This window comes from Methylobacterium sp. Ger2507 (assembly GCF_055231875.1).
In genome coordinates this window covers 3,616,074-3,630,250 of the sequence record NZ_JBUYVC010000001.1, presented here as the reverse complement: position 1 = coordinate 3,630,250, position 14,177 = coordinate 3,616,074, and the positions used below count along the sequence as shown (strand labels likewise).

General features: G+C 70.1%; 11 protein-coding genes. 5 read left to right on the top strand and 6 right to left on the bottom strand.

All coding sequences use genetic code 11. The features are described 5' to 3' along the window. Positions 1-56: 56 nt before the first annotated feature. Both ACV7NL_RS16710 and ACV7NL_RS16705 read right to left on the bottom strand, forming a co-directional pair. Positions 57-1,007, bottom strand: a complete 951-nt coding sequence (locus tag ACV7NL_RS16710) for a LolA family protein (protein ID WP_056487019.1) — start codon at positions 1,005-1,007, stop codon at positions 57-59. Between the two features lie 360 nt (positions 1,008-1,367). Continuing rightward, entirely contained in the window at positions 1,368-4,688 is a 3,321-nt protein-coding gene (locus ACV7NL_RS16705; RefSeq protein ID WP_463356274.1) for a DNA translocase FtsK, read from the bottom strand. A 338-nt stretch (positions 4,689-5,026) separates the two neighbouring features. Between ACV7NL_RS16705 and ACV7NL_RS16700 the strand changes: the two genes are divergently transcribed. The 3 genes from ACV7NL_RS16700 (at position 5,027) to ACV7NL_RS16690 (ending at position 8,178) form a co-directional block, all read left to right on the top strand. Continuing rightward, a complete protein-coding gene (locus ACV7NL_RS16700; RefSeq protein WP_463356273.1) occupies positions 5,027-7,108 on the top strand; it encodes an NAD(+) synthase in 2,082 nt (693 codons plus the stop codon). Positions 7,109-7,174: 66 nt separating this feature from the next. Beyond that, on the top strand, positions 7,175-7,402 hold the full coding sequence (locus ACV7NL_RS16695; RefSeq protein WP_056185360.1) for a hypothetical protein: 228 nt from the start codon (positions 7,175-7,177) through the stop codon (positions 7,400-7,402). A gap of 341 nt (positions 7,403-7,743) precedes the next feature. Beyond that, positions 7,744-8,178 (top strand): PilZ domain-containing protein, encoded by a 435-nt coding sequence (locus ACV7NL_RS16690; RefSeq protein ID WP_056185363.1) that lies wholly within the window; start codon positions 7,744-7,746, stop codon positions 8,176-8,178. Positions 8,179-8,220: 42 nt separating this feature from the next. Here ACV7NL_RS16690 and ACV7NL_RS16685 read toward each other — a convergent pair whose 3' ends face one another. Continuing rightward, entirely contained in the window at positions 8,221-8,664 is a 444-nt protein-coding gene (locus tag ACV7NL_RS16685; protein WP_056185367.1) for an HIT family protein, read from the bottom strand. A 388-nt stretch (positions 8,665-9,052) separates the two neighbouring features. Between ACV7NL_RS16685 and ACV7NL_RS16680 the strand changes: the two genes are divergently transcribed. Together ACV7NL_RS16680 and ACV7NL_RS16675 are read left to right on the top strand one after the other, a co-directional pair. Next, positions 9,053-9,799, top strand: a complete 747-nt coding sequence (locus ACV7NL_RS16680; RefSeq protein ID WP_056487030.1) for a glutaredoxin family protein — start codon at positions 9,053-9,055, stop codon at positions 9,797-9,799. A 253-nt stretch (positions 9,800-10,052) separates the two neighbouring features. Continuing rightward, positions 10,053-11,030 (top strand): cation diffusion facilitator family transporter, encoded by a 978-nt coding sequence (locus ACV7NL_RS16675; protein WP_056185374.1) that lies wholly within the window; start codon positions 10,053-10,055, stop codon positions 11,028-11,030. A gap of 3 nt (positions 11,031-11,033) precedes the next feature. On the opposite strand, the gene ACV7NL_RS16670 is transcribed toward ACV7NL_RS16675, so the two are convergent. Genes ACV7NL_RS16670 through ACV7NL_RS16660 form a run of 3 tightly spaced genes read right to left on the bottom strand, consistent with a single transcriptional unit; the run spans position 11,034 to position 14,045 of the window. After that, complete coding sequence (locus ACV7NL_RS16670; protein ID WP_463356272.1) at positions 11,034-11,528, bottom strand: glutathione peroxidase; 495 nt, start codon at positions 11,526-11,528, stop codon at positions 11,034-11,036. Between the two features lie 37 nt (positions 11,529-11,565). After that, positions 11,566-12,726 carry a M20 aminoacylase family protein gene (locus ACV7NL_RS16665; RefSeq protein WP_056185378.1) on the bottom strand — a complete coding sequence of 387 codons (1,161 nt, stop codon included), beginning with the start codon at positions 12,724-12,726 and terminating at the stop codon, positions 11,566-11,568. Next, on the bottom strand, positions 12,723-14,045 hold the full coding sequence (locus ACV7NL_RS16660; protein ID WP_463356271.1) for a GNAT family N-acetyltransferase: 1,323 nt from the start codon (positions 14,043-14,045) through the stop codon (positions 12,723-12,725). The genes ACV7NL_RS16665 and ACV7NL_RS16660 overlap by 4 nt, the downstream gene beginning before the upstream one ends. Positions 14,046-14,177 lie beyond the last annotated feature (132 nt).

Sequence of the window (14,177 nt, the reverse complement as noted above, 5' to 3'; positions counted from 1 at the left end):
AACCGGCGTCTTGGAATTCGGGCCGGGACACCACGGGAGGTTTGGATCCCGACGCGCTACTGCGCCCGGATCTGGCGCTCGGCCGCCTTGTCCTCGGCGCGGCCGTAATTGATGAAGAACAGATTGCCCTCCACGGCGCGCCCCTTCTGCAGGTTCGAGAGCTGCACCGTGGTCTGGTAGCCCTGCGGATCGGTGATCCGCCACTGGCTCAGGGTCTTCACCTCGGCATCGAAGAACAGCTGGATCTTCGAGGTGCCGCCCAGCGTGGAGCGGTCCTCCAGGGAAAGGCGCAGGCCGCCCGGATCGTTGGCCACGTCGATCACGGAGAGGTCGCGGGCGAGGTCGATCTTTTCGCGCAGCAGGAATTTCAGGGGCGTCTGCGAGATGAAGTAGAGGTCCTGGGTCCCGAGCTTGCGGTCCTTGACCGCCACCGAGGTCCCGTCGGCCACGATCTCCAGGGGGGAGGGCTGGTCGTAGTCGAAGCGCAGGCGGCCGGGTTTGGCCAGGGTCAGCTTGCCGCCGATGCGGCGCCCGTCCGGGCCGATCTGAATGAAGTTGCCGGTGAGCGTGGTCATGCCGTTGAAGTAGGCGTTGGCCTGCGCGATCACGGTGGCGTCGTCCGCCTCCGGCGCGATGGCGGCGGCGGGCGCGCCCACGGCCGCGACCTTGGCACCAGCCTTCGGATCGCCGGCCTTCGGATCGGTGGACTTCGAATCAGCGGACTTGGACTCCGCCTTGGCCTTGGCCGCAGCGGCCTTGTCGGCGGCCACCTTGTCCGACGGCTTGGCGGCCTTCGGCGCCTGGGCCACGGGCTTCTTCGGCGGGGCGGCGGGAGCCGCCGGGGCGGGCTCGGGCTCCGGTTCCGGCGCGGGGGCCGGCTGCTCCTTGCGGCCGAACAGGCCGTCGAGGAACGAGGAGACCTGGGCGGAGGCCGGCTGCGGCAGGGCGAGACCCGCCGCCAGGACGAGCAGCGGACCGGCGGCGAGGCGGTGACGGCGGCCGATCATCGGGACGCTCCCTTGAGGCGATTCACGGATTGTGCGGGCGACGCCCGCTTAGAAGCCGGCCCTGTGGCGAATATGCGACGGGTGGGATCGGGCATCGACCGAAGGCAGGACACCGGACGATCCCGAAGCCAGCGACGCCCCCCACGCAGTCCAGGAAGCGCGATGCCGATGGCGCCCCACCGTCATTCCGGGGCGCCGCAGGCGAGCCCGGCCCCAAAGGGGCGCGCCAGCGGCGCGCGATCCGGAACCGCCGACAGCGTCAAATTTTGCGCACCCTATGTGTCCGGATCCCGGGCTCCGCGACGCGGCCCCGGGATGACGGATCGTGCCGGACAGGGTCCGGTACGCGAGGTCTGTGGCTCAATCGTCGTCATACATCATGCCGGAAGCGGCGTGGCCGCCCTCCATCAGGATCTCGCGCTTGCCGGCATGGTTGGCCGGGCCGACGATGCCCTCGATCTCCATCCGCTCCATGATCGAGGCGGCGCGGTTGTAGCCGATCTGGAGGCGGCGCTGGATGTAGCTGGTCGAGGCCTTGCGGTCGCGCATCACCACCTGCACCGCCTGGTCGTAGAGTTCGGCGCCGGGATCGATGCCGCCGCTGCCCGCATAGGCGCCGGCGTCGAAGATCGGGGCGTCGGTGTCCTCGATCTCGTTCGACGGGGCCTTCTCGGCCCGGTCGGCCTTGTCCGCCTTCGCGCCCTTGGTCGGCTTCTCGTCGCCGCTGCCGTCGTCGGCGGTGACGGCCTCGAGGTAGGACGGCCGGCCCTGGCGCTTGAGGTGGGCGACCACGCTCTCGACTTCGGAATCCGAGCAGAACGGACCGTGCACGCGCGTCGTGCGCCCGCCGCCGGCCATGAACAGCATGTCGCCCTGGCCCAGCAGCTGCTCGGCGCCCATCTCGCCCAGGATCGTCCGGCTGTCGATCTTGCTCGTCACCTGGAAGCTGATCCGGGTCGGGAAGTTGGCCTTGATCGTGCCCGTGATGACGTCGACCGAGGGGCGCTGCGTCGCCATGATCAGGTGGATGCCGGCCGCGCGCGCCATCTGGGCCAGACGCTGGATCGCGCCCTCGATGTCCTTGCCCGCCACCATCATCAGGTCGGCCATCTCGTCGACCACGATGACGATGTAGGGCAGCGCCGACAGGTCCATCTCCTCCGTCTCGTAGACGGCCTGTCCGGTCTCGCGGTTGAAGCCGGTATGGACCTCGCGGGTGATCACCTCGCCCTTGGCGCGGGCCTCGGCCATGCGGGCGTTGTAGCCGTCGATGTTGCGCACGGCGATCTTGGACATCTTCTTGTAGCGCTCCTCCATCTCGCGCACGGCCCACTTGAGGGCGATGACCGCCTTCTTGGGATCGATGACCACGGGCGAGAGCAGGTGCGGGATGCCGTCATAGACCGACAATTCGAGCATCTTCGGATCGACCATGATCAGGCGGCACTCCTCCGGCTTCATCCGGTAGAGCAGCGACAGGATCATGGTGTTGATGGCGACCGACTTGCCCGAGCCCGTGGTGCCCGCCACCAGCAGGTGAGGCATCTTGGCGAGATCGGCGATGATCGGCTCGCCGCCGATGTTCTTGCCCAGGCACAGGGCGAGCTTGTGCTTGCTCATCCCGAAATCGGCCGAGGCGAGAAGTTCGCGCAGGTACACCGTCTCGCGGGTCTCGTTGGGCAATTCGATGCCGATGACGTTGCGACCGGGGACCACGGCGACGCGGGCCGAGACCGCCGACATCGAGCGGGCGATGTCGTCCGAGAGCGAGATCACGCGGCTCGACTTGGTGCCGGGGGCCGGCTCCAGCTCGTAGAGGGTGACGACAGGACCGGGACGCACCGCGAGAATGTCGCCGCGCACGCCGAAATCCTGCACCGTCTGCTGGAGGTTGAGCGCGTTCTGCTCCAGCACGTCGGCATCGACCTCCTCGGTTTCGTTCAGGGGCGGCTCGGCCAGGAGTTCGAGGGCGGGGTGCTCGTAATCCGCGTTCTCCACGAAGGACATCGGCACGTGCCGCCCGGCCGGGATGAGCAGCGGGCGCTCGGGCAGGATGGCGCGCGACAGGGTGACGACGGGCACGGACGCCGCGACGGGCGCCTCGGGCTCCACGGCCGGGACCGCGGACTCGACGACAGACATTTCAGCGACGGGAATCTCTGAGACGAGAGTCTCGGAAGCGGAAATCTCGGGAGGAGAGATTTCGGGTGCGGAGATCTCGGGCGCGGAGATCTCGGGCGCAGGGGTGCCCTTGGGGTTGCGCAGCAGCACCGGCCGGGCCGGGATCGGGGTCGGCACGAAGGCCGGCTCGGCGGCACGCGGAACCGGGACGAAAGGCGCCACCGGCACGAAGCCGAGCGCGTCCGAGACGGCAGGGGAGGGGGCCTGAGCCAGCGCCGCGACAGCGGCCACGGGCAGGATTGCCGCCGCCGAAGCGGCCGGGCGGCCGGCGCGGATCGCCGCCCGCGCCGCCATGGCGTGGAGCGGCGCCGGGCGGGCCGGCATCGCGGTCCCGACCGGGAGCGCGTTGTCCTGGCCGTCGACGGGGCAGGGCGGGCCGAAGGGCTCGAACCGCACCAGATGCTCGAGGCGATAGGCCGGCGCACCGGTCCGGGCCGGCTCGGTCACCGAAGCGTCCTGCTCCGCCATGACCGCTTCCGAGACGATCTCTTCCAAGACAATCTCTTCCGAGACGATCTCTTCAGCGACGATCTCTTGCGAGACGATCTCTTCCGAGCTTGCGATCTCGACGACCGGCAGTGATGCGGACTCCGCCTGGATCGCCGACCAGGCATCGAGGGCGGCGCCGTCGCGTCCGTCGAACCAGGCGTGGACCTCGGACCAGTCCGGCACGTCCGACCAGTCGCGATCGTCGAGGACCACCGGGCTTTCGGCCGTGCCGGTCCCGGCCTCGATCTCGACCTCCGCCGAGACCGGCACGGCGGCGAGTTCGTTCGCGGGCGCTTCGCGGACAGGCATGTCCGCCGGGGGAACAACGTCCGCCGCAGGAGGGGTCTGGCGGCGATCGGGGCTGCGGAAGAAGCGCACGCCGGGCGGCGCGACGAAGGGCTGGCGCCACAGGGGCTCGGGCACCTGCGCGGCCAGCGCTTCGGCCTGGGCCTGGGCGTCCAGGACGGCGCGCTCCCGGGCCTCGGCGGCGAGGCGCAGGGAATCCTGCTCGGCCTGCAGGCGCAGCGCTTCGGCTTCCGCCTCGGCATGGGCCTGGGCGCGGGCGTTGCGCTCGGCATCGAGGGCGCGCTGGCGCCGCTCGTGCAGCACCGGATCGGGGGTGCGGGTGTAGCGCACGGCCGGACCCGGCTCGGGCATCGGCGCGGAAGCCGGAGCCTCGGAGGTCTCGGGCATGATCGCGGCCGGGCGGCGCGGCGTCCGGATCAGCACGCGGGGGGCGAGGGCGTCGGGGTCCATCAGGCCGTCGTCGAGACGGCTCGTGGGCGCCACCCGGGCCGGGATCATGTCGAGGGTGGCGCGGTCGTCGAAGACCTGGGCCGGCCAGGCCTGGATCGCGGGGGCGGGGCGGAAGGCGAGGCCGACCTCGTTGCGGCCGACCAGGGCCTGCGGGCTCGTCATCCAGCTCGGCGTCGGCCGGGTGGCCGCCACCGTGTAGTCCGGCCGCTGCGGCGGACCGGCAAGGCGACGCGAGAGGGTCGCGCGCAGGTTCATCAACCGGTGTGCCAGGGCGCCGATCGACAGGCCGAGGCGATCGCCACCGCGAACGGGGCGCGAAGGATCACGATGGGAGTAGGGAAGCCGTCCCGATGCGCGCATGATTGGCCGGATGTACTCAAAACGGGTCCGCCGCCGGGAGCGGCGCGGTTCACGGATGAGTTAGCGGCATCGTCGTTAACAGACGCTTGACCCGATCCCGCGCGGAGCACGCCATTTCCGTCGGGTGCCCCCCCTTCCCCGCCCTTGCGCCTTGATCCTTGAGCCTTAACCCTTGCGCTGGAGACGGATGGCGCCACGGGGTAAGGTGCCGGCATTCAGCCCGGAGCCCGCCCTTGCCCACCCCCTCGGCGACCCCGCCCGCCCCGGCCGATCCCGGCTTCCGCTCCCTCTACCGGCACGGCTTAGCCCGGGTCGCCGCCTGCACCACCCGCAGCCATCCGGCCGACCCCGCCCGCAACGTCGAGGCGATCCTCGCCCTCGCCCGGTCCTGCGATGCGGCCGGCGCCGCCGTGGCGGTGTTCCCGGAACTCTGCGTCTCGGCCTACGCCATCGAGGACCTGTTCCTCCAGGTGACGGTGCTCGATGCGGTGGAGGCGGCGGTGGCGCGCCTCGTGGCGGAGTCGGGCGCGCTCCGGCCGGTCCTGGTGGTCGGCGCACCCCTGCGCTGGGGCCACCGGCTCTACAATTGCGCCCTGGCCATCCACCGCGGCCGCCTCCTCGGCGTGATCCCGAAGAGCTTCCTGCCGACCTACCGGGAATTCTACGAGAAGCGCCACTTCGCCGCCGGCGCCGGGATCGTGGGCGAGACCATCCGGGTCGCCGGCCTCGAGGCGCCGTTCGGCACCGACCTGATCTTCCCCGCCGAGGACATGCCGAATCTGGTGCTCGGCATCGAGGTCTGCGAGGACCTGTGGGTCCCTGCCTCCCCCGGCATCGATGCGGCGCTCGCCGGCGCCACCGTCCTCGCCAACCTGTCGGGCAGCCCGATCACCGTGGGGCGGGCGGATTCCCGCGCGATGCTGACGCGGGCGGCCTCGATGCGCTGCCTGTGCGCCTATGTCTACGCCGCCGCCGGCACCGGCGAATCCACCACGGACCTGTCCTGGGACGGGCAGACCAGCATCGACGAGAACGGCGTGCGTCTCGCCGAGGGGCCGCGCTTCTCGCCCGAGCCCGTGATGACCCTGGCCGATGTCGATCTCGGGCTGCTGGCCCAGGAACGGCTCCAGATGGGCAGCTTCGACGATTCGGGCCGGGCCGGGCCGCGCGGGTCAGGCTATCGCCGGGTGCCCTTCCGCCTCGATCCGCCGGCCGGCGATCTCGGGCTGCGACGCACGATCGAGCGCTTTCCCTTCGTGCCCGCCGATCCGGCCCGCCTCGCCCAGGATTGCTACGAGGCCTACAACATCCAGGTGGCGGGCCTGGCCCAGCGCCTGGAGGCGACGGGAACCAAGAAGGTCGTCATCGGCGTTTCGGGCGGGCTCGATTCCACCCATGCGCTGATCGTGGCGGCCCGGGCGCTCGACCGTCTCGGCCTGCCGCGCACGAACATCCTGGCCTACACCCTGCCGGGCTTCGCCACCTCGGAGGGCACCAAGGCCAACGCCCACGCGCTCATGGCGGCGCTCGGCACCAGCGCCCGCGAAATCGACATCCGCGAGGCCGCCACGGTGATGCTCAACGGGATGGACCACCCGTTCGGGCGCGGCGAGCCGGTCTACGACGTCACCTTCGAGAACGTGCAGGCGGGCCTGCGCACCGATTACCTGTTCCGCCTCGCCAATCAGAACGGCGCCATCGTGATCGGCACCGGCGATCTGTCGGAGTTGGCGCTCGGCTGGTGCACCTACGGCGTCGGCGACCAGATGAGCCATTACGGCGTCAATGCCGGGGTGCCCAAGACCCTGATCCAGCACCTGATCCGCTGGGTCATCGCCTCAGGACAGTTCGCGCCGGAGGTCGGCGTCACCCTGCGGGCGATCCTCGACACCGAGATCTCGCCCGAACTGGTGCCGGTGGCGGTGGGGGAAACGCCCCAGAGCACGCAAGGGGTGATCGGCCCCTATGCGCTGCAGGATTTCACCCTGTTCTATACCCTGCGCTACGGCTTCCCGCCCGCGAAGATCGCCTTCCTGGCCCTGCATGCCTGGAGCGACGCGCAGGCAGGGGCTTGGCCACCGGACTTTCCGGAGGCCGAGCGCCGCGCCTACGACCTGCCCGAGATCCGGCGCTGGCTCGGTGTCTTCCTCAAGCGCTTCTTCGGCTTCAGCCAGTTCAAGCGCTCGGCCCTGCCCAACGGACCGAAGGTTTCGGCCGGCGGCTCCCTGTCTCCGCGCGGCGACTGGCGCGCGCCCTCCGATGGAAGCGCCGCACCCTGGCTCGAAGACCTCGCTCGCAACGTTCCGGAGACATGAACGACACAAAGCTGTCCGATTGGCTCCTTAGGGCGTAGCTTGGGTGGGCGAATCGGAGATTGACCGATGCAGAATTACAACGTTTTCTGCTTCCGGAGCATCGAGGGCCTGTGCTGCGCCGTTCCGGAGAGCCGCGCGGTGCCGCCCTTCCTCGGCAGCGGCCGATGGGCCTTCGGCGGGAAGCTCGGCGCCACCGGCGATGCGCCGCGGGATTTCGACGACCGCGCGGCCGAGACCGCCGTGCGCTTCAACGGCTTCTACCTGTTTCAGACCATGGACAGCCGTTTCCACTGAGGCCGGCCCCCGAGCCCCTGCATCAGGCCGCTGTCGGCACGATCCGAACGCCGCCCCGCATGGGACGAACCGGCCTTCGCGGGAAGCGGGCCGGGGAGACGGGCTGCCGAGATCCCGGCGACGAAATCCTGATCGGAAAAGCCTGACCGGGCAGGCTGGTCCGCGGACGGTTGCGACTTCTGACACCAAAATCCCGGTCGCGAAGTCCTCGCCATAGAAGTCCTCGCCACCGAAGTCCCCAGTTCGATGTCTCGCCCGATCCCAACAACGCGGCGATTATTCCTTAACAGGCCGCGTGTCAGGGTTCCGCTTCGTCTGAAACGGAGCCGGAGGCCGACCCCATGTCGGAGCAGCAGGGTACGGACAACCGCAAGGAGGCCCGACAGAGGACCTTCCTCAAGGGCCGGATCATCTTCAACAAGGGGGCCTCGACGATGGATTGCCTGGTGCGGGATCTGTCCGCGTCGGGCGCGCGCCTGGCCCTGACCGAAACCCCGACCCTGCCCGAGAGCTTCGACCTCTACATCCCGCAGAAGGCAAAGACCTATCGGGCCAGTCTGTGCTGGCGCCGCGCCGACGGCATCGGCGTCACTTTCGCGGACGAGGCCGCGCAGGCGTCCGCGCCGCCGAGTTCCCAGACGTCCCCGTCATCGCCGGACGGGGCGGCCCCCGGGGCGGACGACGCCGCCTCGGTGCTGGCCCTGGTGCGCCGGATCGGCGAACTCGAGGCCGAGAACGCCGCCCTGCGCCGCCTCCTCACGACCCTGCCGGCCTGAGGCCGCGATCCCACCCGGCGGAATCGTTTTCCCGGGGCCCGATCAGGCGGCCAGCGCCGTCCGGATGCGCGCGGCATGCTCTGCCAGGACGGCCTTGTCCGCCATGCCGCCGCTGTGGCGCTGGAGCGGCACCCCCTCGAAACGGGGCACGACGTGGACGTGGAGGTGGAACACCGTCTGTCCGCCCGCCGGCTCGTTGTACTGGAACACCGTGAGGCCGTCGGCCGCGAAGGCCGCCTTCACCGCGCGGGCGACCCGCTGCACCGTCCGGGCCAGGGCCGCGAGGACGTCCGGGTCGGCGTCGAGGAGACCGCGCGACGGGGCCTTCGGGATCACCAGGGTGTGGCCGTCGCCCTGCGGCATGACATCCATGAAGGCGAGGGTATCGGCATCCTCGTAGACCCGCTCGGCCGGGATCTCCCCCCTGAGGATCTTGGCGAAGACGTTGTCGGGATCGTAGGCTGACGCTGCGGGCGTGACGGTCATGCGGCCGGCTCCGGTTGTGGCTCGGGTGATGGGCGCGCACGATGCACAGGCCGACGCACCCCGTCCACCTCGTCCCCACCCTCCTCATCCCTGGCCTGGGCTGTCGCGTTGGGACCCTGCCGTTTGGACGATCCCGGTGCTTCGCCGCTCAGTCTTGGGAAGCGAAAGCCGCGTCCGACGCATGCCGGAGAGCCGGCCTCTGCAACCCAGGGTCTGTCACCCGACGATCCCACAACGAATCGTCTCCGACCCCTTGACCTTCCCACCGTGGGAAGCACCATCTGCGGGACGTCGCGCACCGGCAGCCGGTGCATCACGACGCAGGGCGAACCGGCGGGGTTTCGAACCGCCCCCGGGGCCGGCCCGCGTCACCCGTCGAGGAGCCCCCATGTCGAGTCCTGCCCGGACGGCCACCCTGTACCGCATGGTGATGCCGAAGCACACCTGTCCCTATGGCCTGAAGGCCAAGGACCTGCTCGAGCGCGAGGGCTTCGCGGTCGAGGACCATTGGCTGACGACGCGGGACGAGACCGACCGCTTCAAGGCCGAACATGACGTGAAGACCACGCCGCAGACCTTCATCGCCGGCCAGCGCGTCGGCGGCTACGACGACCTGCGCCGACATCTCGGCCGGTCCGTCCCGGACCCCCAGGCCACGACCTACACGCCGGTGATCGCGGTCTTCGCCATGACGGCCCTGATGGCGCTCGCCGCCAGCCACGCCGCCTTCGGCTCCCCCTTCACCCTGCGGGCGGCCGAGTGGTTCATCGCCCTCAGCATGTGCGTGCTCGCGATCCTGAAGCTGCAGGACATCGAGCGTTTCTCGTCGATGTTCCTCGGCTACGACCTGCTGGCCCAGCGCTGGGTACGCTACGCCTACGCCTATCCGTTCTGCGAGGCGCTGGCCGGGCTCCTGATGCTGTCCGGCGCCCTGTCCTGGATCTCGATCCCGGTGGCGCTGTTCATCGGCACGGTGGGGGCGGTCTCGGTGTTCAAGGCGGTCTATATCGACAAGCGCGAGCTGAAATGCGCTTGCGTCGGCGGATCGAGCAACGTGCCGCTCGGCTTCGTCTCGCTGACCGAAAACCTGATGATGGTCGGCATGGCCCTCTGGATGCTGGTCATGGTGGCCTGATCCGCCGGCCGCCCGATCGATCGGCGGCCGAACCCCGCGGGAGCCCGGCGCACGAAGCCGGGCCGACCTTCATCCGGGGCGGCGACCTTCGGACGCGCAGAACTGTCATGGACGGAGAACCTTTGGGGGCTGCCATGCGTTGCCTGCGCTTCGCCCCCAGCGGCAACGCTTGTCCGAACGCCGCGCCCCGCGGGCGGGCCGGTCGGGCGTCGCCGCAGCCCCGATCGCGTCCCGCAAAGAGCACCGCCCCCGCATGGCCCATGAGAGCACCAGCGCCATCTACACCGCGGCGGGCGCCAACCTGGCCATCGCCGTGGCGAAATTCGTGGGCGCCTTCCTCACCGGCAGTTCGGCCATGCTGGCCGAGGGCGTCCACTCGGTGGTCGACACCACCAACCAGATCCTGCTGCTGATCGGCATGAAGCGGTCGCAGCGTCCGGCGACCGAGAAGCATCCGTTCGGCTACGGACGCGAGCTGTACTTCTACGCCTTCATCGTGGCGCTGTTCATCTTTCTCGGCGGCGGCGCCTTCGCGGTCTACGAGGGCATCCACAAGCTCCAGCATCCGGAACCCTCGGCGGACGCGGTGATCTATGGCTACCACATCTCCGGATTCTGGGTGAACGTGGCGATCCTGGGCTTCTCGGTGATGGCCGAGGGCTATTCCTGCTTCGTGGCCATGAAGGCGTTCTGGGCCGAGAAGGGCCAGCGCCCGCCCCTCGCCGCCATCCGGCGCAGCAAGGACCCGGCCCTGTTCACGGTGCTGGCGGAGGACGTCGCCGCCCTGATGGGCCTCGTGGTGGCGCTCGCCGGCGTGATCCTGGCGCATGTCCTGGACATGCCGTCCCTGGACGGCTGGTCCTCGATCGGCATCGGCCTGATCCTGATCGGGATGGCGGCCTTCCTGATGGTGGAGACGCACGGCCTCCTCATCGGCGAGGCCGCAGACCCGGAACTCGTCGGGGCGATCCGCGCCGTGGTGCGCGACGAGCCCGGCGTGCACCACGTCAACACCGTGCTGACCCAGCACCTCGGTCCCTCCGACGTCCTGGTCAACATCAGCCTCGACATGGACGACACCCTCAGCGCCGGGCAGATCGAGGCCATGGTGGCCCGCGTCGAGGCCAAGCTGAAGGCCCGCAGTCCTGACGTGACCCGCGTCTTCATCGAGGTTCAGGCCCGGGCGAGCCTCGAAGCCATGCCTGAGACCCCGGCCCCTATGCCCGCCTGAAGCTCAGGGGGCAGGCTCGGCCAGGGCCGCCACGATGGCGGCGTCCAGGGCCTCGGGCTTGGTGGCGGGGGCGTAACGGGCGATCACCCGCCCGTCGCGCCCGACCAGGAACTTGGTGAAGTTCCATTTGATCGCCCGACTGCCGAGGAGACCGGGCTTGGCCCGGGTGAGGTGGGCGTAGACCGGATCGGCGCCGGGCCCGTTGACCACGACCTTGGCCAGGAGCGGGAAGCTCACGTCATAGGTCAGGCTGCAGAAGCGAGCGATCTCGGTGGCGTCCCCCGGCTCCTGGGCGCCGAACTGGTTGCAGGGGAAGCCCAGCACCACGAGGCCCTGGGCGCGGTGCTTCCGCGCCAGGGACTCGAGGCCGGCATATTGCGGCGTGAACCCGCATTTCGAGGCGGTGTTGACGATGAGGAGCACCTGGCCCCGATGCCGGGCCAGGGGGTAGGGCGCTCCATCGGCCGCGCGCGGGGTCAGATCGTGAAGGCTGTCCATGGGCGGGCGACCGTGGGTTCGACGCGCGGGGGCGCGTTCAGGCGGCGGTGCGGCGCTCGACGAGGCGGGCCAGGAAGGCCGAGCCGAGCGGGATGATGCTGTCGTCGAAGTCGAAGCTCGCATTGTGCAGGCCGGGACCGGGCGTCGAGCCGATCCACGCATAAGCGCCGGGCACGCGCGCGACCATGTCGGCGAAATCCTCGCTGCCCATCCGGGGCTTCGACTGGTCGTCGATGCCCTCGGGCCCGAACAGCTCGCGGGCGACATCGGCGGCCGCCGCCGCATGCTCGGGGCTGTTCATCAGGACCGAGAACACGTCGCGGATGTCGACCTCGATGGTCGCGCCGTAGGCCGCCGCGATGCCCTGGGCGATTTCGCGGATGCGGGTGGTGACGAGGCTGCGCAGGTCCGCGTCGAAGGTCCGCACCGTGCCGGTGATGTGGGCGCCCTCCGGGATGACGTTGTAGGCGGCCCCGGCGTGGAACTGCGTCACCGAGAGGACGGCGCTCTTCAGCGGGTCGGCGTTGCGCGAGACGATCGACTGCAGCGCCTGGACCAGGGTGGAGCCCACCACGATCGGGTCGATGCCCTGCTGCGGCTGGGCCGCATGGGCGCCGCGCCCGGTGATGCGGATGTCGAAGAAATCCGCCGCCGCCATGGCGGGGCCGGGGCGCAGCTTGATCTTGCCGTGCGGGCCGTTGGGCTGGTTGTGGATCGCGTAGATCTCGTCGCAGGGGAATTTCTCGAACAATCCGTCGGCGATCATCGCGCGGGCGCCACCCTGGCCCTCTTCCGCCGGCTGGAACACGAACACCGCGGTGCCGTCGAAGTCGCGGGTCTCGGCAAGGTAGCGCGCCGCACCCAGCAGCATCGTGGTGTGCCCGTCATGGCCGCAGGCGTGCATCTTGCCCGGCACGGTCGAGCGGTAGGGCAGGTTGGTCTCCTCCTCGATCGGCAGGGCGTCCATGTCGGCGCGCAGGCCGACCCGCCGGCCGGACCCGGTGCGGCCCTCGAGCACGCCCACCACCCCGGTGCCGCCGATGCCGCGATGGACGGTGACGCCGTAGCGGGCCAGCTCCGCGGCGACGATGCCGGAGGTGCGAACCTCCTCGAAGCCGAGCTCGGGATGGGCGTGGAAGTCGCGGCGGATGGCCACGAGGTCGTCGGCGAAGGTCTTGATGCGATCGATGGGACTCACGGGTCTTCCTTGGGCTCTCGCGTCTCGTCGGCGGAGGGTGTCGCCTCCGGCGCGGCCCCAGGCAAGTCGGATGCCGAAGCCGCATCGGTTTCGCGCCGGAACGGCGTCAGCGTATCCAGGACTTCGGCCGCCTCCAGCACGTGTTCGCGCTCGCGCACCAAGTAATCGGCCACGGCCCGGCGCAGGGCCGGATCGGCGATGTCGTGGGCCGAGTGCATGAGGACGGGGCGGTAGCCGCGCGCGAGCTTGTGCTCACCTTGCGCCCCCGCCTCGACGCGCTTCAGCCCCTGCGCGATGGCGAAGTCGATGGCTTGGTAGTAGCACACCTCGAAATGCAGGAACGGATGATCCTCGACGCAGCCCCAGTTGCGGCCGTAGAGGGCGACGTCGCCGATGAGATTGATGGCCCCGGCAACGTAGCGTCCCTCACGCTTGGCCATCACCAGCAGCACCCGCTCCGGCATGCGCTCGCCGAGCAGCCCGAAGAACGTGCGGTTCAGGTAGGGCCGGCCCCACTTGCGGGCGCCGGTATCGGCGTAGAACGCGTAGAAGGCGTCCCAGTGGGCCGGGGTCAGATCGGCGCCGGTGACGTGCTCGATGGTGATGCCGTTGGCCAGGGCGTCGCGGCGCTCGCGCCGGATCGCCTTGCGCTTGCGGGAGGCGAGTGCGGCGAGGAAATCCTCGAAGGTCCGGTAACCGGCATTGTCCCAGTGGAACTGCTGGTCGACGCGCTGCAGGAAGCCCAGCGCCCCGGCCTGGTCCCACTCGCGCTCCTGCATGAAGGTGACGTGGATCGAGGAGGCTTTGGTCTCGGCCCGCAGGGCGCGCAGGCCCGCCACGATGGCGGACGCCGCCTCGTTCACGCCCTGACCCGGCGCGATCAGGAAGCGCGGGCCGGTGACGGGGGTGAAGGGCACGCTGACCTGCAGCTTGGGATAGTAGCTGCCGCCGGCCCGCTCGTAGGCGTCGGCCCAGCCATGGTCGAAGACGTACTCGCCCTGGCTGTGGGATTTCAGGTAGCAGGGCGCCACCCCGACGAGGCGGCCCTCGCGCTCCACCGCCACGTGGAGGGGAAGCCAGCCGGTCTTGCGCGAGACGCAGCCGGAATCCTCCAGGGACGACAGGAAGGCGTGCGACAGGAAGGGATTGTGGGTCTCGTCGCCCCCCGACAGGGTCTCGGCCGAGGTGGCGCAGGCATCCCATTCGGCCGCCGCGATCCCAGCCAGGCCCGGCACCGCGCGCACCTGCAGCTCCGTCACGGTCTCGGCCGGGGCGTCGGGGCCTTCGCCGGAACGCTGTGTTTCGCCGGGAATGTCCATCGCGAGGCAATCTAGTCCTCGGCGACCGGCGGGCCAAGGGCGGCGCGGGGCCGCGCGCCGTCGCACGGGAGGCTTGGCATTTCAGATCTTCCTGGCCGAGATGTAGCCGGCCGAGATCTTGCCGCCGGCCGG

Coding starts and splice junctions, on each gene's coding strand:
- ACV7NL_RS16710 (WP_056487019.1), bottom strand. CDS start 1,007: ATGATCGGCCGCCGTCACCGCCTCGCCGCCGGTCCGCTGCTCGTCCTG.
- ACV7NL_RS16705 (WP_463356274.1), bottom strand. CDS start 4,688: ATGAACCTGCGCGCGACCCTCTCGCGTCGCCTTGCCGGTCCGCCGCAG.
- ACV7NL_RS16695 (WP_056185360.1), top strand. CDS start 7,175: ATGCAGAATTACAACGTTTTCTGCTTCCGGAGCATCGAGGGCCTGTGC.
- ACV7NL_RS16690 (WP_056185363.1), top strand. CDS start 7,744: ATGTCGGAGCAGCAGGGTACGGACAACCGCAAGGAGGCCCGACAGAGG.
- ACV7NL_RS16685 (WP_056185367.1), bottom strand. CDS start 8,664: ATGACCGTCACGCCCGCAGCGTCAGCCTACGATCCCGACAACGTCTTC.
- ACV7NL_RS16680 (WP_056487030.1), top strand. CDS start 9,053: ATGTCGAGTCCTGCCCGGACGGCCACCCTGTACCGCATGGTGATGCCG.
- ACV7NL_RS16675 (WP_056185374.1), top strand. CDS start 10,053: ATGGCCCATGAGAGCACCAGCGCCATCTACACCGCGGCGGGCGCCAAC.
- ACV7NL_RS16670 (WP_463356272.1), bottom strand. CDS start 11,528: ATGGACAGCCTTCACGATCTGACCCCGCGCGCGGCCGATGGAGCGCCC.
- ACV7NL_RS16660 (WP_463356271.1), bottom strand. CDS start 14,045: ATGGACATTCCCGGCGAAACACAGCGTTCCGGCGAAGGCCCCGACGCC.